Annotated in this window: 21 protein-coding genes; 13 read left to right on the top strand and 8 right to left on the bottom strand. The window is 71.9% G+C overall.

The genetic code is table 11. From position 1 onward, the window contains the following. The first annotated feature begins 246 nt into the window (after positions 1-246). Together HJC40_RS44145 and HJC40_RS44150 are read left to right on the top strand one after the other, a co-directional pair. A complete protein-coding gene (locus HJC40_RS44145) occupies positions 247-624 on the top strand; it encodes an OB-fold nucleic acid binding domain-containing protein (RefSeq protein ID WP_250009835.1) in 378 nt (125 codons plus the stop codon). Further along, on the top strand, positions 621-1,394 hold the full coding sequence (locus HJC40_RS44150; RefSeq protein ID WP_250009836.1) for a DUF3159 domain-containing protein: 774 nt from the start codon (positions 621-623) through the stop codon (positions 1,392-1,394). The genes HJC40_RS44145 and HJC40_RS44150 overlap by 4 nt, the downstream gene beginning before the upstream one ends. On the opposite strand, the gene HJC40_RS44155 is transcribed toward HJC40_RS44150, so the two are convergent. Together HJC40_RS44155 and HJC40_RS44160 are read right to left on the bottom strand one after the other, a co-directional pair. Further along, on the bottom strand, positions 1,391-2,074 hold the full coding sequence (locus tag HJC40_RS44155; protein ID WP_250009837.1) for a TrkA family potassium uptake protein: 684 nt from the start codon (positions 2,072-2,074) through the stop codon (positions 1,391-1,393). The genes HJC40_RS44150 and HJC40_RS44155 overlap by 4 nt on opposite strands. Further along, positions 2,071-2,736, bottom strand: coding sequence for a TrkA family potassium uptake protein (locus HJC40_RS44160; protein ID WP_250009838.1), 666 nt, complete (start codon positions 2,734-2,736; stop codon positions 2,071-2,073). The genes HJC40_RS44155 and HJC40_RS44160 overlap by 4 nt, the downstream gene beginning before the upstream one ends. A 110-nt stretch (positions 2,737-2,846) precedes the next feature. Between HJC40_RS44160 and HJC40_RS44165 the strand changes: the two genes are divergently transcribed. The 3 genes from HJC40_RS44165 (at position 2,847) to HJC40_RS44175 (ending at position 6,976) form a co-directional block, all read left to right on the top strand. Next, positions 2,847-4,886 (top strand): APC family permease, encoded by a 2,040-nt coding sequence (locus HJC40_RS44165; protein WP_250009839.1) that lies wholly within the window; start codon positions 2,847-2,849, stop codon positions 4,884-4,886. Then, the gene (locus HJC40_RS44170; RefSeq protein WP_250009840.1) at positions 4,883-6,193 is read left to right on the top strand and encodes a class I SAM-dependent RNA methyltransferase; all 1,311 of its coding nucleotides are present in this window, start codon (positions 4,883-4,885) and stop codon (positions 6,191-6,193) included. Before HJC40_RS44165 ends, HJC40_RS44170 begins: the two co-directional genes overlap by 4 nt. A gap of 87 nt (positions 6,194-6,280) precedes the next feature. Beyond that, complete coding sequence (locus HJC40_RS44175; RefSeq protein WP_250009842.1) at positions 6,281-6,976, top strand: carbonic anhydrase; 696 nt, start codon at positions 6,281-6,283, stop codon at positions 6,974-6,976. On the opposite strand, the gene HJC40_RS44180 is transcribed toward HJC40_RS44175, so the two are convergent. Then, on the bottom strand, positions 6,963-7,835 hold the full coding sequence (locus tag HJC40_RS44180) for a bifunctional 5,10-methylenetetrahydrofolate dehydrogenase/5,10-methenyltetrahydrofolate cyclohydrolase (protein WP_250009843.1): 873 nt from the start codon (positions 7,833-7,835) through the stop codon (positions 6,963-6,965). The genes HJC40_RS44175 and HJC40_RS44180 overlap by 14 nt on opposite strands. A gap of 256 nt (positions 7,836-8,091) precedes the next feature. Between HJC40_RS44180 and dxs the strand changes: the two genes are divergently transcribed. The 5 genes from dxs (at position 8,092) to HJC40_RS44205 (ending at position 14,828) form a co-directional block, all read left to right on the top strand. Next, positions 8,092-10,008 carry a 1-deoxy-D-xylulose-5-phosphate synthase gene (gene dxs, locus HJC40_RS44185; RefSeq protein ID WP_250009844.1) on the top strand — a complete coding sequence of 639 codons (1,917 nt, stop codon included), beginning with the start codon at positions 8,092-8,094 and terminating at the stop codon, positions 10,006-10,008. 84 nt (positions 10,009-10,092) lie between these two features. Beyond that, entirely contained in the window at positions 10,093-11,397 is a 1,305-nt protein-coding gene (locus tag HJC40_RS44190) for a PQQ-binding-like beta-propeller repeat protein (RefSeq protein WP_250009845.1), read from the top strand. Positions 11,398-11,400: 3 nt separating this feature from the next. Further along, on the top strand, positions 11,401-12,762 hold the full coding sequence (locus HJC40_RS44195; RefSeq protein WP_250009846.1) for a hypothetical protein: 1,362 nt from the start codon (positions 11,401-11,403) through the stop codon (positions 12,760-12,762). Between the two features lie 162 nt (positions 12,763-12,924). Then, entirely contained in the window at positions 12,925-13,599 is a 675-nt protein-coding gene (locus HJC40_RS44200) for a response regulator transcription factor (protein WP_133874990.1), read from the top strand. After that, entirely contained in the window at positions 13,596-14,828 is a 1,233-nt protein-coding gene (locus HJC40_RS44205; protein WP_250009847.1) for a HAMP domain-containing sensor histidine kinase, read from the top strand. The genes HJC40_RS44200 and HJC40_RS44205 overlap by 4 nt, the downstream gene beginning before the upstream one ends. A gap of 168 nt (positions 14,829-14,996) precedes the next feature. On the opposite strand, the gene HJC40_RS44210 is transcribed toward HJC40_RS44205, so the two are convergent. From HJC40_RS44210 to HJC40_RS44220, 3 genes are all read right to left on the bottom strand, one after another. Then, on the bottom strand, positions 14,997-16,016 hold the full coding sequence (locus HJC40_RS44210; RefSeq protein ID WP_250009849.1) for a hypothetical protein: 1,020 nt from the start codon (positions 16,014-16,016) through the stop codon (positions 14,997-14,999). Positions 16,017-16,181: 165 nt separating this feature from the next. Beyond that, positions 16,182-18,236 (bottom strand): 3-hydroxyacyl-CoA dehydrogenase NAD-binding domain-containing protein, encoded by a 2,055-nt coding sequence (locus HJC40_RS44215; protein ID WP_250009850.1) that lies wholly within the window; start codon positions 18,234-18,236, stop codon positions 16,182-16,184. Continuing rightward, positions 18,233-19,429 carry a thiolase family protein gene (locus tag HJC40_RS44220; protein WP_250009851.1) on the bottom strand — a complete coding sequence of 399 codons (1,197 nt, stop codon included), beginning with the start codon at positions 19,427-19,429 and terminating at the stop codon, positions 18,233-18,235. Before HJC40_RS44220 ends, HJC40_RS44215 begins: the two co-directional genes overlap by 4 nt. A 422-nt stretch (positions 19,430-19,851) precedes the next feature. Here HJC40_RS44220 and HJC40_RS44225 point away from each other — a divergent pair, with 422 nt between their 5' ends. Next, on the top strand, positions 19,852-19,995 hold the full coding sequence (locus tag HJC40_RS44225) for a hypothetical protein (RefSeq protein ID WP_250009852.1): 144 nt from the start codon (positions 19,852-19,854) through the stop codon (positions 19,993-19,995). Between the two features lie 150 nt (positions 19,996-20,145). Here HJC40_RS44225 and HJC40_RS44230 read toward each other — a convergent pair whose 3' ends face one another. Next, positions 20,146-21,456 carry a ribonuclease D gene (locus HJC40_RS44230; protein WP_250009853.1) on the bottom strand — a complete coding sequence of 437 codons (1,311 nt, stop codon included), beginning with the start codon at positions 21,454-21,456 and terminating at the stop codon, positions 20,146-20,148. A gap of 143 nt (positions 21,457-21,599) precedes the next feature. Here HJC40_RS44230 and HJC40_RS44235 point away from each other — a divergent pair, with 143 nt between their 5' ends. Then, positions 21,600-22,895: a S1C family serine protease gene (locus HJC40_RS44235; RefSeq protein WP_250009854.1), complete on the top strand. Its 1,296-nt coding sequence runs from the start codon at positions 21,600-21,602 to the stop codon at positions 22,893-22,895. A 22-nt stretch (positions 22,896-22,917) separates the two neighbouring features. Here HJC40_RS44235 and HJC40_RS44240 read toward each other — a convergent pair whose 3' ends face one another. After that, positions 22,918-23,484 (bottom strand): DUF3000 domain-containing protein, encoded by a 567-nt coding sequence (locus tag HJC40_RS44240; protein ID WP_250009856.1) that lies wholly within the window; start codon positions 23,482-23,484, stop codon positions 22,918-22,920. A gap of 73 nt (positions 23,485-23,557) precedes the next feature. Between HJC40_RS44240 and hemE the strand changes: the two genes are divergently transcribed. After that, positions 23,558-24,595 (top strand): uroporphyrinogen decarboxylase, encoded by a 1,038-nt coding sequence (gene hemE / locus HJC40_RS44245; RefSeq protein ID WP_374273680.1) that lies wholly within the window; start codon positions 23,558-23,560, stop codon positions 24,593-24,595. The last annotated feature ends 208 nt before the right edge of the window (positions 24,596-24,803 follow it).

The following is a 24,803-nucleotide window of genomic DNA, read 5'->3' on the forward strand; positions in this document are numbered from 1 at the left end:
ATCAGGCAGCGGAGCTCCCGGTGTCAAGGGCGTCTTAGAGTGACCACCCTCTATACAGGAGCTCCGCTGTTTTCATGCCTACGACACACCTTGACGACCGCCCGCACCGCCTAACTGAACGGCGTTGGGTCTAGAAGGCCCCCGACGGACGCCCTGGGGATCGTGACAGTGGTCACCAGGGCGTACCGTGTATGACGAGCACGGCGACGATCTGTGCCACTCATACCGGTAGGGCTAGGAGAGGTCATGACCACCGACGAGCGCACCGGCCTGCGCCGGTTCTTCGACCGGTTGACGGCCACCGATTCCGAGCTCGACGCCCGGGAGCTGCAGCGCGAGGTGGCCAAGTGCGGCGCCATGCCGGCCGGGCAGTGTTCCCGTGGTCAGGTCGTCTCGGTGAACGGGCGGCTGCGGACGGTGGCCTACACCCCGCGCACCAACCTCCCGACGCTGGAGGCCGACCTCTGGGACGGCAGCGACGTCGTCACCCTGGTCTTCCTCGGTCGCCGGTCGATCGCCGGCATCGAGCCCGGGCGACAGCTCACCGCGCGCGGCCGCATCGCGGTCCGCGACGATCGTAAGGTCATCTACAACCCGTACTACGAGCTGGAGGCGCCCCGGTGACAACCGGCAGCGAGCCGCGTCACGCCGCGCACGAAACCGTGGAGGAACGGCTCGCCGAGGAGGTCGTCGAGGAACTCGACCTGCACGCGGTCGACGACCCGAAGGACGAGGAAGAGCCCTTCCCGTCGATGAGCGAGCAGATCGCCGAGCAGCTGGGCGGGGTCCGCGGGCTGATCGAGTCGAGCCTGCCGGTGCTGACCTTCGTGGTGCTCAACGTGGTCCTCGGCGACACCGTGGCCGGGCTCGAGAAGCGTACGGCGCTGTACTGGGCGATCGGCGGCGCGGTCTTCACGGCGCTGGCCATCGGCGGGTTCCGGCTGGCCCGCAAGCAGCCCGTCCGCCACGCGGTGAACGGGCTCTTCGGCATCGCGGTCGGCGCCTTTCTGGCCTGGCGCACGGGCAAGGCCGAGGACTTTTATCTGCCCGGCATCCTGCTGACCTTCGCGCAGGCGGCGGCGCTGCTGGTCTCCGTGGTGGTCCGCAAGCCGATCATCGGCTACGTCTGGGGCATCATGGCCAACAAGGGCCGCCAGGACTGGTTCGGCAACGCCCGGCTGTTCCGCACGTTCCAGTGGCTGACCCTGGTCTGGGTCGCCTCGCTGAGCGTGCGCGCGGGCATCCAGTTCGTCCTGTACCAGATGGGTGAGGCGAACGCGCTCGGCATCACGCGCATCCTGATCAGCTGGCCCATCTACGCCGCCACGTTCGCCTTCACCGCGTGGGCCATCCACCGGGTGACCAGCACCCAGCCCAAGGAAACCGCGGTCTAGCCGAGCTCGCGGCCCTCGTTGCCGAGGACGACGGCGCGGATCTGGTCCTCCACCTCGGCGGTGCAGACGAAGATCAGCTCGTCGCCGGCCTCGAGCGTGTCGTCGCCGGTCGGCACCATGACGCGCTTGCCGCGCAGGATCGCGACCAGCGCCGAGTCGCGCGGGAGCGGCACGTCACGCACGGGCTGACCCTCGTACGGGGCGTTGCGGGGCAGGGTGATCTCGACCAGGTTGGCCTCGCCCTGCCGGAAGGTCATGAGGCGGACGAGGTCGCCGACCGTCACCGCCTCCTCGACCAGGGCGGCCATCAGGCGGGGCTTGCTCACCGCCACGTCGACCCCCCACTGCTCGGTGAACAGCCACTCGTTCTCGGCCCGGTTGACCCGGGCGACCACGCGCGGCACGGCGAACTCGGTCTTGGCCAGCAGCGACACCACCAGGTTGGCCTTGTCGTCGCCGGTGGCCGCCACCACGACGTCGCAGCCGGCCACGTCGGCCTCCTCGAGGCTGCTCAGCTCGCACGCGTCGGCCAGCACCCACTCGGCCTCGGGGACCCGCTCGGGGCGCAGCTGGCGGGGCTGGCGCTCGATCAGCATGACCTGGTGGCCGTTGCCGATCAGCTCCTGCGCGATCGACCGGCCGACGTTGCCGGCCCCGGCGATGGCGATCCGCATGGTCACTGTCCTTCCTTGTCCGCGCCGGAGGCGATGTCGAGCACGGTGCCCACGGAGTCGTCGGTGACCAGCAGGAACACCTGATCGCCGTCCTGCAGCACGGTGGACGGGGTGCCCAGGGTGCCCATGCCGAACCGCATCAGGTAGGCCACCCGGGCGCCGGTGCGCTCCTCGAGTGACTTGAGGGTGCGGCCGATCCAGTCACGGTGCAGCGGCGCCTCGACGATCGACACCACGCTGGTCGGGTCGCGGAACACCTCGACGGTGCCCTCGGGCACCAGGTGGCGCACCATCCGGTCGGCCGCCCAGCGGATCGTCGCGACGGTCGGGATGCCGAGCCGCTCGTAGACCTGGGCCCGCTTCTGGTCGTAGATGCGGGCCACGACCCGGGAGACGCCGTACGTCTCGCGGGCCAGACGGGCCGAGATGATGTTGGAGTTGTCGCCGCTGGAGACGGCCGCGAAGGCGTCGGCGCGCTCGATGCCGGCCGCCCTCAGCACCTCGCGGTCGAAGCCCACGCCGGTCACCGTGATGCCGTTGAAGTCGGAACCCAGCCGGCGGAAAGCGTCCGCGTTCTGGTCGATGACGGCGACCGAATGGCCCCGTTCCTCGAGGTTGCGGGCGAGCGTCGACCCGAGCCGGCCGCATCCCATGATCACCACGTGCACGTGTCGCGCCTCCCCGATGGTGTGCTGAGTGAGAGATTGCCATGCGTCCGCCAGAGGCGGTGGCCGGGGCGGGGTACGAGTCCCGGCGCGCGGACGTACTCTTTGCAGTCGTGGCCTCTACGACCTCCCTCGCGAAGCGGCTGCTGCTGGGCCGGCCCTTCCGGTCCGACCGGCTTCAGCACACTCTGCTCCCCAAGCGCATCGCCCTGCCCGTGTTCGCCAGCGACGCGCTGTCGAGCGTGGCCTACGCGCCCGACGAGATCCTGCTGACGCTGTCGATCGCCGGCGCCGGCGCCTTTGTCTTCTCCCCGTGGATCACCCTGGCCGTCGCCGTCGTGATGGTCACCGTGGTCGCCAGCTACCGGCAGAACGTGCACGCCTATCCGTCCGGCGGCGGCGACTACGAGGTCGCGACGGTCAACCTGGGGGCCCGGGCCGGGCTGGGGGTGGGCAGTGCGCTGCTGGTCGACTACATCCTCACCGTGGCCGTGTCCAGCGCGGCCGGCGTCAACAACCTCGGTTCGGTCGTGCCGTTCGTGGCCGAGCACAAGGTGGGCTTCGCGGTCGGGGCGATCGCCGTGCTCACCGCGCTCAACCTGCGGGGTCTGCGCGAGTCCGGCACCGCGTTCGCCGCCCCGACGTACCTGTTCATCGTGGTCATCGTCGGCATGATCCTGACCGGCCTGTTCCGGGTCTACATCCTCGGCGACGATCTGCGGGCGCCCAGCGCGGGGCTGGTGATCACCGCCGAGGAAGACCATCTCACCAGCTTCGGCTTCGCCTATCTGCTGCTCCGGACGTTCTCGTCGGGCTGCGCGGCCCTCACCGGGGTCGAAGCCATCTCGAACGGCGTGCCCGCCTTCAAGCCGCCGAAGAGCAGGAACGCCGCGACCACGCTGATGCTGCTGGGCGGCCTGTCGATCATCATGCTGGTGGGCATCGTGCTGCTCGCCCGGGCCACCCACCTGCAGTACGTCGAGGACCCCACGCTGCAGATCGTGTCGGGCCCGGCCAACTACGTCCAGAAGACGGTCACGGCCCAGCTCGGGGAGACGGTGTTCGGGGCCGGGTCGATCCTGCTCTACCTGGTCGGCGCGGTCACCGCCCTGATCCTCTTCCTGGCTGCGAACACCGCCTTCAACGGCTTCCCGGTGCTCGGCTCGATCCTCGCCCAGGACCGGTACCTTCCCCGCCAGCTGCATACCCGCGGCGACCGGCTGGCCTTCAGCAACGGCATCATCTTCCTGGCCATCGCGGCGATGATCCTGGTGGTGGCGTTCCAGGCCGAGACGACCCGGCTGATCCAGCTCTACATCGTGGGCGTCTTCGTGTCGTTCACGCTGTCGCAGGCCGGCATGATCCGGCACTGGAACCGCTTGTTGCGTACGCAGCGCGACCCCGAGCGGCGACGCCGGATGATCCGGTCGCGGGCGATCAACACGTTCGGCATGGGCCTCACCGGCGCCGTGCTGATCATCGTGCTGGTCACCAAGTTCCTGCTCGGCGCGTGGATCGCGATCGCCGCCATGGTGGTCATCTACGGGCTCATGCTGGCCATCCGCAAGCACTACACGCGGGTCTCGCGCGAGCTGGAGCCGACCGACGAGCGGCCCGTGCTGCCCTCCCGCAACCACGCGGTCGTGCTGGTCAGCAAGGTGCACATGCCGACCCTGCGGGCGGTCGCGTACGCGCAGGCGACCCGGCCGGACACGCTGACCGCGGTGACGGTGAACGTGGACGACAAGGACACCCGGGCCATCCAGGAGGAGTGGGAGCGCCGCCAGATCCCGGTACCGTTGACCGTCGTCGACTCGCCGTACCGGGAGATCACCGGGCCGATCATCGACTTCGTCAAGGGCGTGCGCCGCGGCTCGCCGCGCGACGTGGTCACCGTGTTCGTGCCCGAGTACGTGGTCGGCCGCTGGTGGGAGAACCTGCTGCACAACCAGAGCGCGTTGCGGATCAAGGGCCGGCTGCTGTTCGAGCCCGGCGTGATGGTCACCAGCGTGCCGTGGCAGCTGCGCTCCAGCCAGGACCGCGACCTCGAGCGTTTCGACCAGAACCTGACCCACGTGCCCGCGCGTGGCCCACGCGCCGCCGAGCCCCAGCCGGAGCCGGCCGACGACCGAACCCCGGAGCCGCACTCTTGAGCACCACCACCACCACCACCGCCGCCGAACCCGATCTCGTCGAGGGCGACCGCGTCGAACTCACCGTGGGCGCGCCCGCGCACGGCGGGCACTGCGTCGCGCGACTGGGCGGCGAGCACGGCCGCGTCGTCTTCGTGCGGCACGCGCTGCCCGGTGAGCGGGTCACCGCCGAGATCACCGAGCTGCACAAGGGCTTCCTGCGGGCCGACGCGGTCACGATCCACGAGCCTTCGCCCGACCGGGTCGAGCCGCCCTGCCCGTACGCGCGTCCGGGTGCCTGCGGCGGCTGTGACCTGCAGCACGCCACGGGCGAGGCGCAGCGGCGGTGGAAGGCCTCGGTCGTCGCGGAGCAGATGCGGCGGCTGGCCAAGCTGAGCTGGGACGGCCCGGTCGAGGAGCTGCCGGGTGGGTTGCTGGGCTGGCGCAGCCGGGTGCGCTACGCGGTCGACGCCGCCGACCGGCCCGGCCTGCTGAAGCACCGGTCGCACGAGGTGGTGCCGATCGACCGGTGCCTGATCGCGCACCCCGCCATCCAGGAGCTCGACCTGCTGCAGCGCGAGTGGCCCGGCACCGACGCGCTGGCCGCGGTGGCGACCACCGGCGGCGACGTGGCGGTGCTGTCCCGGCCCTCCTCCGGCGGCGGTCTGCTGCCCCCGGACGACCCGGCCGACGGCGTGGCCCTGGGCAACAACGGGCAGGTGCGGGTGTCCGGCCCGGACGAGGTGTCCGAGGTCGCGGCCGGCCGGAGCTGGCAACTGCCGCCCGACGGCTTCTGGCAGGTGCACCCGGCGGCCGCCGCGACCCTGACCGCCACCGTGGTCGAACTGCTGCGACCGGTCGAGGGCGAGAGCACCTGGGATCTGTACGGCGGGGCCGGCCTGTTCGCGGGCGCGATCGCCGGGCACACCCAGGGGCGCACGACCGTGGTCGAGTCGTCCCGGGGCGGTGTCATCGCGGCCCGGCGCAATCTGGCCGATCTGACCTCCGTCGAGGTGGTCGAGGCGCGGGTGGAGTCGGCGCTGGCCCGCCGCCGGGTGTCCGGGCCGGTCGACCTCGTGGTGCTCGACCCGCCGCGGGCCGGAGCGGGCGCCAAGGTGGTGCGCTCGGTGGTCGAGGCCGGCCCGCGGGCGGTGGCCTATGTGTCCTGCGACCCGGCCTCGCTGGCCCGCGACATCGCCACCTTCGGCCAGCTGGGCTGGAAACTCAGCACGCTGCGGGCCTTCGACTGCTTCCCGATGACCCAGCACATCGAGTGCGTGGCCCTGTTGGAGCCGGCGGAGCCGGGCCCGGCCGGGGCGGAAATCTGACAACCGGCCCATGACATCTGTCATGGGCGGGCCGTCCATCGAGATCAATAAGCTCCGATAGCTTCCGCCAAGAATCGGAGAACTGCTTTGTCTCTCGGACGCCGTTCCCTGCTCGCCGCCGGTGCCACCGCACTCGCCGCGACAGTCGTCCCCACGTCGGCCCAGGCCGCCCCGGCCCGGCCCGAACCCCAGCCGCCCGCCACCTACGACGCCGCGCTGCGCGAACTGCTGCGCGGCAACCGCCGCTTCGTCACCGGCCACACCCTGCACCCGCACCAGAACGTCGCCGCCATCCACCGCCTGGCCGCCGCCCAGGACCCGTTCGCCGTCGTGCTCGGCTGCGCCGACTCGCGGGTCACCTCGGAGATCCTCTTCGACCAGGGCCTGGGCGACATCTTCGACAACCGGGTGGCCGGCAACATCGCCGACGACCTGCTGCTGGGCAGCATCGAGTACGCCGTCGAGCACTTCGAGCCGCCGCTGTTGCTGGTGCTCGGGCACGAGCGCTGCGGCGCCATCTCGGCGACGGTCGACCTGATCCGCTCGGGCGGCGAGGCCCCGGGTCACATCGCGGCCATCGTCGAGGCGCTGCGCCCGATCGTCGAGCCGGTGCTCTCGCAGCCCGGCGACGCGGTCGAGAACGGCGTGCGGGCCAACGTGGTGGCCCAGGTCGCGGCGCTGACCGAGGCCAGCCCGATCCTCCGCGACAAGGTGGAGAGCGGGAAGCTCGGCGTGGCCGGCGCGCGCTACGACCTGGACACCGGCAAGGTCACCCTGCTGTAGCGACCGCCCGCTCGGCGGCGCTGACCGCGTTGCGGAACAACATCGCGACGGTCGTCGGGCCCACCCCGCCCACTCGCGGGGTGATGGCCCCGGCGACCTCCGCGCACTCCTCGGCCACGTCGGGCAGCAGGCGCTTGCCCGCGTAGCGGACGCCGGCGCCGATCACGGTCGCGCCCGGGCGGACGTGCTCGGGCTGGATGATGCCGGGCACGCCGGCCGCGGCGACCAGGATCTCGGCCCGCCTGGTGTAGCGGTCCCAGTCCGGTACGCCGGTGTGCACCACGGTCACGGCGGCGTTGGCGGTCGGCCGCTTCTGCGCCAGCAGCATGGCCAGCGGACGGCCCAGCGTCGCGCCGCGGCCGAGGATGACGACCTCGTGCCCGGCCACCGGAATGTCGTAATAGGCGAGCAGCGCCTCGATGCCGGCCGGGGTGCAGGGCAGCGGACCGGGCAGGCCGATCGCGAGGCGGCCCATGTTGAGCGGGTGCATGCCGTCGACGTCCTTGTCGGGGTCGAGCGTCTGCAGGGCCGCGTCGTAGTCGAGGTGGGCCGGGATCGGGTACTGGATGAGCACGCCGTGCACGCCGGTGTCGGCGTTCAGTTCGGCGATCACCTCGTACAGCTGCTCCTGGGAGGTGTCGCCGGGCAGGTGCCGATGGGGCGAGGCGAAGCCGAGCTCGGCCGCCTGCCGCTGCTTGATGCGGATGTAGCCGGCGCTGGCGTCGTCGTCGCCGACGAGCACGGTGGCCAGGCTCGGCGTGACGCCCTGGGCCTTGAGTTTGCCGACGCGCTCGGAGACGTCGGCGAGAACGGCCTGGGCGACCGGGGCGCCGGGCAGAAGACGGGCTTGCTCGGGCATGCGGCTCCTCGTCGCACGGGGGCCCAGGCGGTCGACTCCCCGTGACAGGCTCCCCGATGGTCATCCATCCCCGGTGCCGCCAGTCGCGTCGTACCAGCATGCCCGACGCCCGCCGGGTGCCGTCGGCCGGGTTGTTACTGTGCGGTAGATCACGGCTGTCCGCAGGTCACGGGGATGCGTCGGTTATGTGTAGGACCCGGGGAGGCCCCATCGGCTGAGGATGCGCGGTGGCCGCACGCCGATACACTTCGGCTTCATGAGCGAGTTTTCCGCCCCGGACGGCACCCTGGCGAGCATCACCGGCCCAGGCGACCTCAAGCGTCTCACCCCCGAGCAGCTGACCCTCCTGGCGGCGGAGATCCGCGACTTCCTGGTGGCCAAGGTGTCGCGCACCGGTGGCCACCTCGGCCCCAACCTCGGGGTCGTCGAGACCACGCTGGCCATCCACCGCGTCTTCGACTCGCCTCGTGACCGTGTGCTGTTCGACACCGGCCACCAGGCATACGTCCACAAGATCGTCACCGGCCGGCAGGACGGCTTCGACCTGCTCCGCCAGCGCGGTGGCCTCTCCGGCTATCCGAGCCGGGCCGAGAGCGAGCACGACCTCGTCGAGAACTCGCACGCCTCGACCGCCCTGTCGTACGCGGACGGCCTGTCCAAGGCGTTCGCCCTGCGCGGCGAGGATCGGCACACCGTGGCCGTGGTCGGCGACGGCGCGCTCACCGGTGGCATGTGCTGGGAGGCGCTCAACAACATCGCCTCGGCGAAGAACCGGCTGGTCATCGTCGTCAACGACAACGGGCGCTCCTACGCCCCGACCATCGGCGGCCTGGCCGACCACCTCTCCACGCTGCGGCTCAACCCCGGCTACGAGAAGGTGCTCGACCTGGTCAAGGACGCGCTGGGCTCGACCCCGGTGGTGGGCAAGCCGGTCTACGAGGTGCTGCACGCGGTCAAGCGCGGCATCAAGGACGCGGTCAGCCCCCAGCCCATGTTCGAGGATCTGGGCATCAAGTACCTCGGCCCGGTCGACGGCCACGACGTGCAGGCCATGGAGTCGGCGCTGCGCCGGGCCAAGGGCTTCAACGCGCCGGTCATCGTGCACGCGGTCACCCGCAAGGGCTACGGATACCGGCCGGCCGAGCAGGACGAGGCCGACTGCCTGCACAGCCCGGGGGCGTTCGACGCCGAGACCGGCAAGCTGTCCGCCCCGGCCAAGCTGAAGTGGACCAGCGTCTTCGCCGACGAGCTGGTCGCCATCGCCGACGAGCGCCCCGACGTGGTCGGCATCACCGCGGCCATGGCCGAGCCGACCGGCATCGCCGCGCTGGCCAAGAAGTACCCCGAGCGGGCGTACGACGTCGGCATCGCCGAGCAGCACGCGGTGACCAGCGCGGCCGGGCTCGCGATGGGCGGGCTGCACCCGGTGGTCGCCGTCTACGCCACGTTCCTCAACCGCGCCTTCGACCAGGTGCTGCTCGACGTGGCGATGCACGAGCTGCCGGTCACGTTCGTGCTCGACCGGGCCGGCATCACCGGTCCCGACGGCCCGAGCCACTACGGCATCTGGGACATGAGCATCTTCGGAGTGGTGCCCGGTCTGCGCATCGCGGCGCCGCGTGACGAGGCGACGCTGCGCGAGGAGCTGCGCGAGGCCGTCGCGGTCGACGACGGGCCGACGCTCGTCCGCTTCCCGACCGGTGCGGTGCCGGCCGCCCTGCCCGCGGTGCGCCGCGTCGGCCAGGTCGACGTGCTGCGCGAGGACGAGCGCAAGGACGTGCTGCTGGTCGCGGTGGGCTCGTTCGCCGGGCTCGGCCTGGAGGTGGCCGACCGGCTCGCCGAGCAAGGCTTCGGGGTGACCGTGGCCGACCCGCGCTGGGTGCGCCCGGTGCCGATCGAGCTGACCGGCATGGCCGGGCGGCACCGCCTGGTCGTCACGCTGGAGGACGGCATGCGGGCCGGCGGCGTGGGCGACGCGGTGGCCAGCGCGCTGCGCGACGCGGGCATCGAGGTGCCGCTGCGCGACTTCGGCGTACCGGCCGGGTTCCACCCGCACGGCTCGCGCCCGGAGATCCTGACCGCGCTCGGCCTCACCGCCCAGGACGTGGCCCGCGACGTCACCGAGTGGGTCTCCAAGCTCGCCGACCAGCCGGAGCTTGAGCACAAGGCGTAATTCACCGGATTGATAATTTGGCGATTGCCCCGCGAATCGGACTGCCGTGGGGCATCGCCGTTATCTGCTCGTTACCTTTGAGGGATGACGGTGCAGAGCAACACGGTGATCATCGATCTGGGTCTCGAACGTGGTGAACCCGACTCGTACGATTCGCCGCGTCGCTCGACCCCGGGGTGGTTCCCGGTGGCCGTCCTCACCGCCATCGTGCTGCTCACCGCCGGCGCCTCGATGGCTCCGGCCAAACCGCCGCTCACCGAGGTGTTCAGCCTGCGGGTCGGGCCGGCCGACGCGTACGCGCTGACCGACGACGGACGGCTGCTGGCCCAGACCTTCGGCCTGCTCAGCTCCTACGACCTGCGGGACGGCGCGACGCAGTGGGACGCCGGGCCGACCGCTCCCGCCTTCCGGCTGCGGCTCGGCTCCGGGCTGATTTTGATGCGGCCGTGGACGGTCGGCTCCCGCGACCCCGGCACCACCGCGATCTCGCTGGCCGACGGTCGCGAGCAGTGGCGCCGCCCGGGCACCGTGGTCACCCTGGCCGGGTCGCCGACGCTGCTCTCCGCCTCACCCACCCGCAGCATGGGCGGGGTCGCACGGCGGGTCCAGGGGCCGGTGGAGGCGATCGACCCGCAGACCGGGCGCCCCCTCTGGACGGTCGACGTGCCGTCCAGCGCGGTGCTCACCGGGCTGCCCGGCCCGGGCGACTCGGGCACCCGCATGCTGCTGGTGCACGACGACCGGACGATGGCCGTGCACGATCTGATCACCGGCGAGCGGCTGGTCAGCACGGCCGTGCCGGCGGCCGACTACGACCCGACCAACCCGGCCGTGGTCGACGGCATCATCCTGCTGCGCCACCCCGGCCGGCCGGACATGGAGTTCTCGGCGTACGACGGGACGACGCTGCGCAACCTGTGGTCCCAGCCGGCCGCCGGCTACTACGAGATCGAGGCGTGCGGGGCGCTGGCCTGCCTGACCGGGCCGGACGGGATGCGCGCGATCGACCCGGCGACCGGCGACGTCCGCTGGACCCATCCGGGCTGGCGGGGCATCCAGCAGTACGGCGCCTCGTACGTCGCGTACGGGACGGCGGAGAACACCCAGCCGCTGGGCCTGATCGATCCGGACACCGGGCAGCTTCAGGTCGATCTCACCGGCTGGCGTCCGCTCTACGGCGCCGGCAGCAAAGATCACCTGCTGGTCACCCGGTCGGAGCAGGACGGAGGTCGTAGCATGGTCGCCGTCGCCCAGCCGGGCGAGCCGCAGCCGCGGCTGCTGGGACCACTGCCGGCCGGCACGGGCGACTGCCAGGCCGCGCCCGAGCGGCTGGTGTGCCGCTCGATGTACGGCCAGCTCGTCGTCTGGGCGTACGGCCGGAAGGGGTAAGCGTTGGCGGTCATCGAGCTCGACCTGACCGCCGAGTCCGGCCCCGCGCCGACCGCACCCCCGCCGGCCCACCGCTATCGCCTGCCCGGCCTGGTGCTGGTCGTCGTGCTCGTGCTCACCGCCGGGGGAGCAGCCCCGGTCCTGCCCGTGCTGTGGCGTTACCTCGGTGCTGTGCCCGCGCCCGGCGGCCCGGAGGCGCCGTTCCAGTTGACCGGTGGGCAGGTCTACACGATCGCGGTGTCCGAGTTCGAGCGGGCCATCACGGCCTGGAGCCTCACCGAGCCCCCTCGCGAGTTGTGGCGCAAAAGCCTCACGGACGAGGCCACCAGCAGCGACGACATCTGGATGAACGGAATCGACGCCCAGCAGGCCGGTGACGCGGTGCTGCTGTCCGACGGCAGCCGGACCACGGTCGCCGACGCCGGCACGGGCGGTACCCGGTGGACGTCGCTGACGCCCATCACCCCGTTGCCGGGCAACCGCCTCGGAGTCGTTCAGGAGCACAAGTTCCGCGCCGGTACGGTGTACGACCAGGCGTCCGGAGAACCGGGCATGCTCTACTTCTCGTCCACCGGCGAGCCGCACACCCAGCCGCCGCTGCGCACCGACGTGCGCGGCGTCGACCTGACCACCGGCCGCCCGCTCTGGACCGTCAGCGCTCCGGGATCGGTCGACGTCATGGTGGCCCCGGGTGGCGAGCCGGACGTCCTGCTCCTCTCGTCCGACCGGTTGCGGCGCATCGACGGCGAGACCGGCACCATCGAGGCCGGGGTGTCCCTGCCGGCGATCGACGGCACCCGGCCCATGAGCGGCGGCGTCGTGGACGGGCTCATGCGGGTCGACTACGGCAGCCAGGGCGTGGTGACCAGCAAGGCGAACCACTCCGCCGAGACCCTCGAAAGGCTCTGGTCCCGGCCCGTGCCCGAGGTGGTCCTCGACCCGGTCGGCTGCTACGGCCTGTTCTGTACGGGTGACCGGCGCGCGCTGGACGTGCTCGACCCGCGCACCGGTGCGGTCCGCTGGCGTGCCCCTTCCGACGTCGACCTGATGAGCCACGGCGGCTACGTCATCGAGGTGGCCAGCGAGACGGGCCTGCCGGTGCGGTTGGTCGACCCGGTCACCGGCCGCACCCGCGTCGACCTGTCCGGCTGGCGGGCCGAGGTGATCGGCGATGCGGACCAGCCGATCGTGCTCCGCCGCAGTCTCGACGCCGGAGCCAGCGAGTTCGGCGTGGTGCTGTCGCGCCGCGACGCGGTCCAGCCGCTCGGCCTGACCGGCGGCCCGGTCAGCGACTGCACCTCCGACGAGAGCCACGTGGTCTGCCGCACCGACGGCGGCCTGCGAATCTGGGCCTATCAGGGCTGACCCGGAACGCCCGGCCGGCCGTCTCGGGGCTGCTCAGCTGCCGGCTGGTCGACGCGAATGTCGCGCTCTGGCCGCTTCGGTAGCCTTCAACTGCGGCCTCTTCACGTCCGGTTCACCCCGGGTCGGCGAGGCTGTGCCCGGCGAGTCCGACGGAGGTCTGCGGTGCGTGTGCTGGTGGTCGAGGACGAGCGGAACCTCTGCGACGCGATCGCGCGGGGTCTGCGGCGCAAGGGGATGGCGGTCGACGTCGCGTACGACGGGTTGCAGGGGCACGAGATGGCCTACGTGACCCGGTACGACGTGGTCGTGCTCGACCGCGACCTGCCCGGCATGCACGGCGACGAGATCTGCGCGGCGCTGGTCGAGTCGGGCGCGCTCACCCGGGTGCTGATGCTGACCGCGAGCGGCACGGTCGCCGACCGGGTCGAGGGGCTGCAGCTGGGCGCCGACGACTACCTGGCCAAGCCGTTCGCCTTCGAGGAGCTCGTGGCCCGGGTGCAGGCGCTGGGCCGGCGAGCCACCCCGGCCGCGCCGCCCGTGCTCACCGTCGGCAACCTCGTGCTCGACCAGACCCGCCGGGTGGTGACCCGCGGCGGCACCCCGATCGAGCTGACCAACAAGGAGTTCGGCGTCCTGGAGGAGCTGCTCAAGGCCCGCGGCGGGGTGGTCTCGAGCGAGGAGCTGCTGGAACGGGTGTGGGACGCCAACACCGACCCGTTCACCACCACCGTACGGGTGACCGTGATGACGCTGCGCAAAAAGGTGGGCGACCCGCCGTTGATCGAGACAGTGGTGGGGGCGGGCTATCGCGTGCCCGAACCGGTCGTCCTCTCATGACGGTCTATCTCGGCCGGGCCAAGCGGGCCCCCGGTTTCACCCTGCGGCCCACCCTGCGTCTGCGGCTCACGCTGCTGAACGGCATCCTGCTCGTCGGCGCCGGCGCGATCCTCGTGCTGCTGGCCTGGCTGCTGGTCGGCGACGTGATGCACCCCGGCGTGGGGCTCCAGGAGGGCTCCACGGTGATGCTCACCGACGGCACGACCGCCGAGGCGGCCCGCTGGCAGGAGACCCTCGTCCAGCAGGCCTCCCGCGAGGTGCTGGTCAAGGGCCTGGTGGCGCTGGTGGCGATCGGCATCATCGGGATCGCGGGGGCGTACGCGGTGGCCGGCCGGGCGTTGCGCCCGCTGCACAACGTCACCCAGACCGCCCGGCGGCTCGGCGAGGAGACCCTCGACCAGCGCATCCGCTACTCGGGGGCCGACGACGAGGTGGCCGAGCTGGCCCGCACGTTCGACGCGATGCTCGACCGGCTGGCCGGCGCGTTCGAGTCCCAGAAGCGCTTCGTGGCCAACGCCTCGCACGAGCTGCGCACCCCCCTGGCGGTCATGCGCACCGAGATCGACGTGACCCTGAGCGACGACGAGGCCGACGTGGCCGAATACCGCCGCATGGCCAAGGTCGTGCGCAACGCGTCGGAACGGGCTAACGGGCTGGTCGACGCGCTGCTGGTGCTGGCCCGTTCGGAGGCCCAGTCCGGGCGGCGGCTGGTGCGCAAGGTGCCGGCCGACCTGTCGATGAGCGCGACGACGGCGCTGTCGGCAGTGAAGGCCGAGGCCGAGCGGCTCAAGCTCGACGTGACGACCGACCTGCAGCCGGCGCCGGTGGTGGGAGATCCGTCCCTGCTCGACCGGCTGGCCGGCAACCTGATCGAGAACGCGATCCGCTACAACCACCTGCTGGGCCGGTTGTGGCTGCGCACAGAGACGATCAACGGCCAGGCGCGGCTGGTGGTGGGGAACACCGGCTACGAGGTGGAGCCGGGCGACGTGCCGGGTCTGTTCGAGCCGTTCCGGCGTGGGGGCTGGGAGCGTACGGGGTCCCGGGGTTCAGGGTTGGGCCTGTCGATCGTCCGAGCCGTGTGCGACGCCCATGGCGGCACGGTGTCCGCGGTCGCCCAGGACGGCGGCGGCCTGGAAGTAACCGTGTCCCTGCCGACAGCCGACGCCACGCCCGTGGTGGCCGCGTCGGCCTCGGTGCCCCGCGCCAAGGGCCTGGAAATCGCGTAGCAGCAGGCCGTTTTCCACAATCACGGCCGGGCCGAGCGGGCCGGACGCGCGGATGCGACCGTGCCGTCGCCAGCACGCCATCGCCTCCGGGACGGCGACCGTGATCGGTGCGTTCCGGAGGCGATGTGACTGCGTGATCGTGGTGGTCGGCGTGTCCGTTCGCCGCTGTCAGGCCTTCTTTTCGACCTGGGCGCGGAGCTTGGGGAACTCGGCCTTGGCCTTGGCCACCGACTTGAAGTACCAGATGAACATGCCCACGCTGCCCTCGTCGGCCCAGGTGCAGATGGCCATGTCGATGCCGGAGGTCTCGGAGCTGCCGCACTTGGCCGCGCCGCCGAGCGCGCCGGTGGGGGCCGTGGTGATGTTGTCGATCTTCAGGCCGCCGATGCCGGCGCCGTAGAAGGTCTGCTCCAGCTCGGCCTTCGGGTCCTTGATCGGGGCCTCGGCCGCCGCCACGATGACGATGTCCTGGTCGGCGACGTCGCCGTAGAGCGCGCCGACCGTGTTGGTCGCGCCGGGCACCGTGGCCAGACCGCTCTTGAGCTGGTCGGCGATGGCCTTGAACTGGGCCGAGGTCAGCTTGTCGCGACCGCCCAGCGTCTTGGGCTCGGCGACCGTGATGGTGGCCGCCGGACGGGCGGTCGGCTCCTCGGTCGGGTCGCCCGGCGTGGCCGGCGCGGCGGTCGAGGTCGGCAGGTTGTTGACCGCGTCGGTCACGTCGTCGGCCGCGTTCTTGCCGATCATGTAGAGCGCGACGACGCCGCCGATGCACAACACCAGCACGATCGACACCGAGATCAGGACGATCGGCAGGACCTTGGACTTCTTCTTGGGCGGCGGCGGGGGCGTGCCGTAGCCGCCCGGCTGCTGACCGAAGCCCGGCTGGCCGAAGCCCGGCTGCGCGCCGTACTGCGGCTGGGACTGGTTGTAGTCGCCCTGACCGTACGGCGGCTGCTGTTGCCCGTACTGGGGCTGGCCGTAGGCCGGGGGCGGGGTCGGCTGGCCGTAGTCGGGCTGACCCGAGGAGGGGTAGGCCGTCGTCGGCGGGTAGGCCGGCGGCTCCTGGGGCGACTGACCCGGGTACGGCTGGTACGGGGGTTGGCCCTGATACGGCGGCTGACCCTGGTTCGGCTGGCCGGAGGACGGCTCGCCTGGATACGGCTGGCCGGGATACGGGGGCTGCGACATCAAGAGCTCCAGGAATCGGGTACCGCGCGAGCCTATCGGTAGCAGGCAATCGGCTACGTCCCCCGTTCGCGGTGGTGGGACGAGCCATGTGGGCAGAACGGACCCGGACGGCCGACGCCCCGCGCTGGCGGGCGCGGGGCGTCGGCGGTCGGACCGGGGCGAGGATCAGGCGGGCAGGCTCGCCACGCCCTGCGGCAGGAACCGCTTGCCGGTGACCCGCTCGGAGGTGCCGCTGCGGTCCAGGTACGGCGTCACGCCACCCAGGTGGAACGGGTAACCGGCGCCGAGGATCATGCACAGGTCGATGTCCTGCGCCTCCGCGACCACGCCCTCGTCGAGCATGATGCGGATCTCCTGGGCCAGCGCGTCGAGCGCCTGAGCGCGTACCTCGTCGGCCGAGAGCGGAGCGGAACCGCCGGCCACCAGCGCGGCCACCTCGGGGTTGATCTCGTCGTCGACCATCACCGGCAGGCCGGCGTCGACGATCTTCTTGAGGTTGGCCGACTCGGCGAACCGGTCGGGGAAGGCCCGGTGCAGCGTCTCGCCCACGTGGTAGGCGACCGCCGGCCCGACCAGCTGGAGCAGCGCGATCGGGCGCATCGGCAGGCCCAGCGGGTCCATCGCCACGTTCACCACGTCGAGCGGGGTGCCGGCGTCGATGGCCTTGAAGATCTCGCTGGTGACCCGGGTCAGCAGGCGGTTGACCACGAACGCCGGGGCGTCCTTGACCAGCACCGACGACTTCTTCAGCTCCTTGCCGACCGCGAACGCCGTGGCCAGCGTCGCGTCGTCGGTCCGCTCGCCCTTGATGATCTCGAGGAGCGGCAGTACGGCGACCGGGTTGAAGAAGTGGAAGCCGACCACCCGTTCGGGGTGCTCGAGGTCGGCCGCCATCGCGGTCACCGACAACGAGCTGGTGTTGGTGGCCAGGATCGCCTCGGGCGCGACGATCTTCTCGAGCTCGGCCCAGATCTGCTTCTTCAGGTCGAGGTTCTCGAAGACCGCCTCGATCACGAAGTCGGCATCCGCGAAGACCGACTTGTCGACCGAACCGCTGACCAGGCCGCGCAGCCGGGCCGCGGTGCCCTCGTCGAGACGGCGCTTGCCGACCAGCTTGTCGATCTGGTCGTGGACGTACTGCACGCCCTTGTCGACGCGGGCCTGGTCGATGTCGGTCAGCACGACCGGCACCTGTAGGCGGCGCGCGAACAGCAGGGCCAGCTGGGACGCCATCAGGCCGGCGCCGACGATGCCGACCTTGGTCACCTTGCGGGCGAGCGACTTGTCGGGCACGCCGACCGGTCGCTTGGCCCGGCGCTGCACCAGGTCGAACGCGTACAGGCTGGCCCGGGACTCGTCGCCCATGATCAGGTCGGCCAGGATCTGGGTCTCGGCCGCGGTGCCGTCGGCGAAGGACGCGTCCTTGGCCAGCGCCAGCAGCTCGAGCGCCTTGTTGGCCGACGGGACGGCGCCGTGCAGCTTCTCGTCGAGCTGCTGCTTGGCGAAGAAGAGCACGCCCTCCCACATGTCCTTGTCGACCTCGGGCCGCTGGACGGTCAGCTCGCCGTCGACGACCGCGGCGGCCCACTCGAGCGAGCGCTCGAGGAAGTCGGCCGGCTCGAACAGCTGGTCGGCGACACCCAGCTCGACGGCCTGCTTGGGACGCAGCACCTTCTGGGTGAGCGGGTTCTGCAGGATGACCTGCGCCGCGCCGGGCACGCCGATCAGATTGGGCAGCAACTGGCTGCCGCCCCAGCCGGGAACCAGGCCGATCGCGACCTCGGGCAGGCCCAGCGCCGCCGCGCCGCCCGAGACGGTGCGGTAGTGGCAGTGCAGCGCGACCTCGAGGCCGCCGCCCAGCGCCGCGCCGTTGATGAACGCGAAGGTGGGAATGTCCGAGTTCTTGAGGCGGGCGAAAACCCGGTGTCCCAGCTCGCCCAGCTCGACCGCCTGCTCCCGCGACGTCAGGTACGGGATGCCGGTGATGTCCGCGCCCACGCAGAAGATGTACGGCTTGCCGGTCAGCGCGATGAACGCCGGCTTGGCCTCGATCGCCGCCGTGATCGCCTCGTCGAGCGACCGCAGGCCGGCCGGGCCGAAGCTGTTCGGCTTGGTGTGGTCGAAGCCGTTGTCCAGGGTGATCAGCGCGACCTTGTGACCGCCGGCCTGGACGAGGCGGACGAGCGCCTTGGTGACGACCTCTTTGGGGTGCTCGATCACTTCGCCGCTCCGTCCCAGTTCGGGTTCTCCCAGATCACGGTGCCGCCCATGCCGATGCCGACACACATGGCGGTGAGGCCGTAGCGGACCTCGGGGTGCTCGGCGAAGTGCCGGGCGAGCTGCGTCATCAGCCGGACGCCGGACGACGCGAGGGGGTGGCCGATCGCGATCGCGCCGCCCCAGGGGTTGACCCGCGGGTCGTCGTCGGCGATGCCGTAGTGGTCGAGGAACGCCAGCACCTGGACCGCGAACGCCTCGTTCAGCTCGAACAGGCCGATGTCCTCGATCGTCAGGCCGGCCTTCTTGAGCGCCTTCTCGGTCGACGGGATCGGGCCGAAGCCCATGACCTCGGGCTCGACGCCGACGAAGCCGTACGACACCATCCGCATGGCGATCGGCAGGCCGAGCTCCCGGGCGGTGTCCTCACCGGCGAGCAGGGCCGCGGTGGCGCCGTCGTTGAGGCCGGCCGCGTTGCCCGCGGTCACCCGGCCGTGCGGGCGGAACGGGGTCTTGAGCGTCGCCAGCTTCTCCATCGACGTCTCGCGCGGGGCCTCGTCGGCCGTCGCCAGGCCCCAGCCCTGCTCGGCGCTGCGCAGGGCGACCGGCACCAGGTCGGGCTGGAGCTTGCCGTCGGCGTACGCCTTGGCCGTCTTGAGCTGGGAGTTGAGGCCGTAACGGTCGGCCCGCTCCTTGCTGATCCCCGGCAGGCGGTCGTGCAGATTCTCGGCCGTGGAGCCCATCACCAGCGCCGACGGGTCGACCAGCTTCTCGGCCAGGATGCGCGGGTTGGGGTCGACGCCCTCACCCATCGGGTGCCGGCCCATGTGCTCGACACCGCCGGCGATCGCCACGTCGTAGGCGCCCATCGCGATGCCGCCGGCCACGTTGGTCACCGCGGTCATCGCGCCCGCGCACATGCGGTCGATGGCGTAGCCGGGGACGGTCTTGGGCAGGCCGGACAGCAGGGCGGCGGTGCGGCCGATGGTCAGGCCCTGGTCGCCGATCTGGGTGGTGGCCGCGATCGCGACCTCATCGACCCGGTCCGGCGGGAGCTGGGGATTGCGGCGCATCAGCTCGCGGATGCAGCGGATGACCAGATCATCGGCGCGGGTCTCGGCATACATGCCGCCGGCCTTGCCGAACGGGGTGCGGACGCCGTCGACGAAGACGACCTCGCGTACTTCACGGGTCACAGAACCTCCTAAGGATGGGGTCATGCTACTCATCAGTAACTAAGGGGCGCCACCGTGTCGAGGAACTTCACAGCAAGTCCCATGCCGGCGCTCGGTGCCAGGATCGATGACGAGCAACGTCCATATCACCATCAATGACTGACGTGTCTCCCCACCACGATCAACGGACGAACCGGCACGAAGATCAAGGCCAACCTGTCGTAGCGGAGGGGGGCGTACGGATCGCTGCTCCCGCCGAGGGCCGCGACGAGGTGAGCCGGCCGCTGGCGCGTCCGGAGCGCTCACCGCGTCACGGCGACCTGCGGGAGTGGTCGCGCTTCCCCCAAAAACCACGTTTGTGCTGGTGTGAGGGGGTCGGTGGGGCTTTCGGCGGGGCCGTTCGGGCGAGACTGACGATCTCGGAGTGAGCGTAGCTTCACGCTATGAGCAAGCCGTTCAGGTGCCGCCTCGGGTGGCACAAATGGGTGCGGCGCTTCAATCCGGAGGGCGTCCGCTATTCACAGTGCGAGCGCTGCGGCAACGACGACGGCCGCGGCAAGGCCCACTGGAGTGCCGGCGCGAGCTGATCGGCCGCCGCGGCCGGTCGGGGGTGTCATCGGCGTGTGCTGAGCAGTGGTGCGGGGCGACCGCCGGTCGAGCGCGGCCCCGGCCCGGCCGTTCGTGGGACGGCCGGGACGGGGTGCTGCCTGCGTGGGCGATCAGGCCTGCGTGGGCGGTCAGGCTGGCGGGGCCGGGACGGCCGGGAGGGCTTCGGCCAGCTGGTCGGCCAGCAGGGTGATCTGCCAATTGCGGGCGCCGAAGCCGCGGAGCGTGTCGCCGACCGTCTGCGGTGAGACCTCGTCGGGGGGCGACCAGGCCAGACGGCGTACGAAATCGGGACTGACCAGGTTTTCCGGCGGCAGGTTGTTGGCCTCGGCGGTGGCCACGACCACGGCCCGGCAGCGGGCCAGACGGGCCGCGGCCACCGGGTCGCGCTCGGCCCAGCGGTGCGGCGGGGGCGGACCCTCCACCGGCTGGTTGACCGGCAGGGCGTCGTCGGGCAGGGCCCGGGCCTCGTCCAGGGCGTCCAGCCAGACCCGGGCCAGGCGGCGCACCGAACGGCCCCCGAAACCGGCGATGGCCAGCAGGGTGCGCTCGTCCTTGGGGTCGGCCTCGGCCGCCGCGACGATGGCGGAGTCCGGCAGCACCCGGCCGGGCGCGGAGTCGCGGCGCGCGGCCACGCCGTCCCGGGCATACCAGAGAGCGCGGACGCGGGACTGCGCCCGGGCCCCGCGGACGCGGTGTATCCCGGAGGTTCGCCGCCAGGGGTCGGGGCGCAGCCGCGGCGGGCGGTCGGCGCTCGCCACCAGCGCGGCGAACTCCTCGGCGGCCCACGCGGTCTTGCCCTGGCGTTCGAGCTCGGCCGCCAGGTGGTCGCGCAGGTCGGTGAGCAGCTCGACGTCGAGCGCGGCGTAGGTCAGCCACGACTCGGGCAGCGGCCGGGTCGACCAGTCGGCCGCCGAGTGGTGCTTCTCGAGCGAGTAGCCCAGCAGCTGCTCGGTGATCGCGGCCAGGCCGACCCGCTCGAAGCCGGCCAGCCGCGCGGCCAGCTCGGTGTCGAACAGCCGGCGCGGCTTCATCCCGATCTCGGCCAGGCAGGCCAGGTCCTGGCTGGCCGCGTGCAGCACCCACTCGGTGTCGGCCAGGGCCGTGTCGAGGGTGCGCAGGTCGTCCAGCGGCAGCGGGTCGATCAGCACCGTCCCGGCGCCGGCCCGGCGCAGCTGCACCAGGTAGGCCCGCTGGGTGTAGCGGTAGCCGGAGGCTCGTTCGGCATCGACCGCGACCGGTCCGGAACCGGCGGCCATACGGGCGACGACCTCGGCGAGTTCGTCGGTGGACTCCACCGGGCGCGGGGTGCCGTCGCGGGGAGCGGTGAGCGGTACAGGTTCGGGACCGCCGGCCGTCGGGTCGGGCGAGTCGGCGTGCGGTCGTCCGTCCCTTTCGGGCTCCGGCGTGTCCCGACGGCGCAGGGGTGCTTCGTCGGTCACTCCGCTACCGTACGGGGACACCTCCCCGGCTGCTTGCAGCCGGGTCCCGGCGCGCCGTTTTCTCGATCGACGAACCACTGATCCGCCCGGCGGTTTTCTGCGTACTACTCCGCGCAGAGCCGATACCCGGGAGGCTGCGCCGGATGACCATGACCTACGAACCGTTCACCCCCGCGGGCTCCGACGAGCAGCGCCGTTACGACGGACGGCGCCGTGCCGACGAGCCTGCCGAGGCCCAGCCGGGCCGGGGTGAGCCGGCGGCCGACCCGTGGGCCGACCCCGCGCGCGGCCGGTGGGACGAGCCGGCGGGTCCCGGCCGGTGGGACGATCCGGCGCCACAGCCGGCCCAGTCACGGGGCCGGCAACGGGTCCAGCAGTGGGGCGCCGAGCAGTGGACCGGCGAGCCGCAGGTCGGCGGGCAGCAGGTCGGCGGGCAGCAGGTCGGCGGGCAGCAGGTCGGCGGGCAGCAAGCCGGCGGGCAGCAAGCCGGCGGGCAGCAAGCCGGCGGGCAGCAAGCCGGCGGGCAGTGGGCCGAGGATCAGTGGGTCGAGGATCAGTGGGCCGGCGAGCAGCGGGACCAGCATTGGCAGCCGGCCGCGCCGGCCCCCGGCCGGCGGCACACCGGTGAGCAACCGGCCTGGCACACCGGTCTGACCCCGGCGGTCGAGACCGAGCTCCCGCCCCGGCCGGCGCCGGTGAGCGGCCGCCGGGTGAAGCCGCTGATCATCGGCGTCGTGACGCTCCTGCTCCTGGTGGCGGGCTGGCAGGCGTACCGGATCGAGGGAATGAGCCGGCACAACCAGGACCTGGCCACGGTGCTCTCGGCCGAGCAGGTCCGCACCGACCGGCTCGAGAAGCAGCTCGCCGGCGTCTTCGACCCCGAGGCGGTCTCGTCGGGCGTGCTGCCCAGCGTGTTCCGGGTGCGGGCGGGCGGCTTCACCGGCACCGCGTTCTCGGTCGGCAAAAAGGCGTCCGGCAACCAGGCGAACCTGATCACGAACTATCACGTGGTCGCCGAGACCTGGACCGGCGGCGGGCGGCGGGTCTCGCTCGAGCGCGGCAGCACCAGGATCAGCGCCACGATCGTCAAGGTCGACAAGGGCAAGGACCTGGCTCTGCTCCGGGCCAATCAGAAGATCGCCGGCCTGGGCACCGCGACGGCTCAGGTCAAGCCCGGTCAGCAGGTCGTGGTCGTCGGCGCGCCGCTCGGCCTGGACGACTCGGTCACGACCGGCGTGATCAGCGCCTACCGGCCGGACGACGCGGACGGGCCGACGGTCCAGTTCGACGCCCCGATCAACCCGGGCAACTCGGGTGGTCCGGTCGTCAACGCGAACGAGCAGGTCGTCGGCGTGGCCACGGCCAAGGCCAAGGACGCCGAGGGCATCGGCCTGGCCATCCCGATCAAGACAGCCTGCGACACGCTCGACGTCTGCTAGCCGGTCGTACGCGGGCGAAAGCTCAACCCACGCGCTGGCGGTCGCCCAGGGCCGAGACGCCGGGCGGGGGAAGGCCGGCCGTCGAGGCCAGCATGGAGCACCAGCCGCGCAGGTGGGCGGCGTAGTCGTCGCCCGTGGGCGTCCAGGACGCGCGGACCTCCAGGTCGGCGGTCGGGGCCGGGCCGGCCAGCTCGCCGAAGCGGGTGGACGTCGTCTGCGTGATGGTGCCGCCGATCGCCGTGTAGGCCGCCGCGTGCTGTTCGAGGGCGTCGGTCAGCCACGTCCAGGCCACGGCCGACAGCATCGGGTCGCCCGCCAGGTCGTCCTCGAGCTCGGCGGTGACCAGGGTGACCAGCCGGATGTTGCCCTGCCAGGCCTCGTGCCCGGCCGGGTCGTGCAGCAGGATCAGCCGGCCGCCGGCCACCTCGTTGCCCGAGCGCAGCACGGTCGCGCTGAGCGCGAACGCGTACGGCGCGAGTTTCTGCGGGGCGGCGATCTCCTCGAGCAGGATCTCGGGTCGTGGCGCCGCGGCCCGCAGAGCGTCGACCGCGCGGGCGAACGCCGGAGGAACAGCGGAGGGGGACGCCATGGGGGAAGACTATGCCGCCGCGCGGTGTCCGTAGCCGATCGGCGCGCCGAGCGTGTCGTGGGACGATGGCGCAGTGACTTCCGTTGTGACTGATTCGCCGTTCGTCCGGGCCTGCCGCGGCCTCGACGTGCCGCACACCCCGGTCTGGTTCATGCGGCAGGCGGGCCGGTCGTTGCCCGAGTACCGCAAGATCCGCGAGGGCATCGGCATGCTCGACTCCTGCCGCCGGCCCGACCTGGTCACCGAGATCACCCTGCAGCCGGTGCGCCGCCATCAGGTCGACGCGGCCATCCTGTTCAGCGACATCGTGGTGCCGATCGCGGCGGCCGGCATCGATCTCGACATCGTCGCCGGCACCGGCCCGGTGGTCGCCGAGCCGATCCGCGCCGAGTCCGATCTCGATCGGCTGCGGCCGATCTCGCCGGGCGACGTCGGCTTCGTCGCCGAGGCGGTGCGGTCGCTGGTCGGCGAGCTCGGCGCGACCCCGCTCATCGGGTTCGCCGGCGCGCCGTTCACCCTGGCCAGCTATCTCATCGAGGGCGGCCCGTCGCGCACCTATCTCAAGACCAAGGCCATGATGTACGGGGCTCCGTCGCTCTGGGACGCGCTGCTGTCCCGCCTGGCCGACATCACGCTGGCCTTCCTGCGGACCCAGATCGACGCCGGGGTCAGCGCGGTCCAATTGTTCGACTCCTGGGCGGGCGCGCTCAGCGAGGCCGACTATCGCGAGCACGTGCTGCCGCACTCGACCCGGGTGCTGCACGGGCTGGCCGACGCCGGCGTGCCGCGCATCCACTTCGGAGTGGGCACGGGCGTGCTGCTGCGGGCGATGGGGGAGGCCGGCGCCGACGTGGTCGGCGTCGACTGGCGGACGCCGCTGGACCAGGCGACCCGGATCGTCGGGCCGGAACGATCGCTGCAGGGCAACCTCGACCCGGCGATGCTGTTCGCCGGCTGGGACGTGGTGCGGCGCGAGACCGACCGGGTGCTCGAGCAGGGCCGGGCCGCTCCGGGGCACGTCTTCAACCTGGGTCACGGCGTGATGCCGGAGACCGATCCCGATGTGCTGACCCGGCTGGTCGCCCACGTCCACGAGGCGTCCGCCCGGTAGGCGGAGCAGCCGGGACACGGGGCGGCTAGCTGTTGGCGCTTCGTGCATCTTTGGCGCTCTTAAGGCAGCTATGATGCTCGCGTGAACCTCAAGGAATGGGCGGCGTCGACCGGCATCGCGTACATCACCGCTCGGCGGCAGTACGCGGCCGGGACGCTGCCCGTTCCCACCTACCGGATCGGCCGCCTCATCATGGTCGGCGAGCCGG

It is taken from the genome of Actinoplanes sp. M2I2 (genome assembly GCF_023544445.1).
Lineage (GTDB): Bacteria > Actinomycetota > Actinomycetes > Mycobacteriales > Micromonosporaceae > Actinoplanes.

Excerpts from the sequence above, each read along its gene's own strand:
- HJC40_RS44145 (WP_250009835.1), top strand. The coding sequence starts at position 247 with ATGACCACCGACGAGCGCACCGGCCTGCGCCGGTTCTTCGACCGGTTG.
- HJC40_RS44180 (WP_250009843.1), bottom strand. The coding sequence starts at position 7,835 with ATGCCCGAGCAAGCCCGTCTTCTGCCCGGCGCCCCGGTCGCCCAGGCC.
- dxs (WP_250009844.1), top strand. The coding sequence starts at position 8,092 with ATGAGCGAGTTTTCCGCCCCGGACGGCACCCTGGCGAGCATCACCGGC.
- HJC40_RS44190 (WP_250009845.1), top strand. The coding sequence starts at position 10,093 with ATGACGGTGCAGAGCAACACGGTGATCATCGATCTGGGTCTCGAACGT.
- HJC40_RS44205 (WP_250009847.1), top strand. The coding sequence starts at position 13,596 with ATGACGGTCTATCTCGGCCGGGCCAAGCGGGCCCCCGGTTTCACCCTG.
- HJC40_RS44210 (WP_250009849.1), bottom strand. The coding sequence starts at position 16,016 with ATGTCGCAGCCCCCGTATCCCGGCCAGCCGTATCCAGGCGAGCCGTCC.
- HJC40_RS44225 (WP_250009852.1), top strand. The coding sequence starts at position 19,852 with ATGAGCAAGCCGTTCAGGTGCCGCCTCGGGTGGCACAAATGGGTGCGG.
- HJC40_RS44235 (WP_250009854.1), top strand. The coding sequence starts at position 21,600 with ATGACCATGACCTACGAACCGTTCACCCCCGCGGGCTCCGACGAGCAG.
- HJC40_RS44240 (WP_250009856.1), bottom strand. The coding sequence starts at position 23,484 with ATGGCGTCCCCCTCCGCTGTTCCTCCGGCGTTCGCCCGCGCGGTCGAC.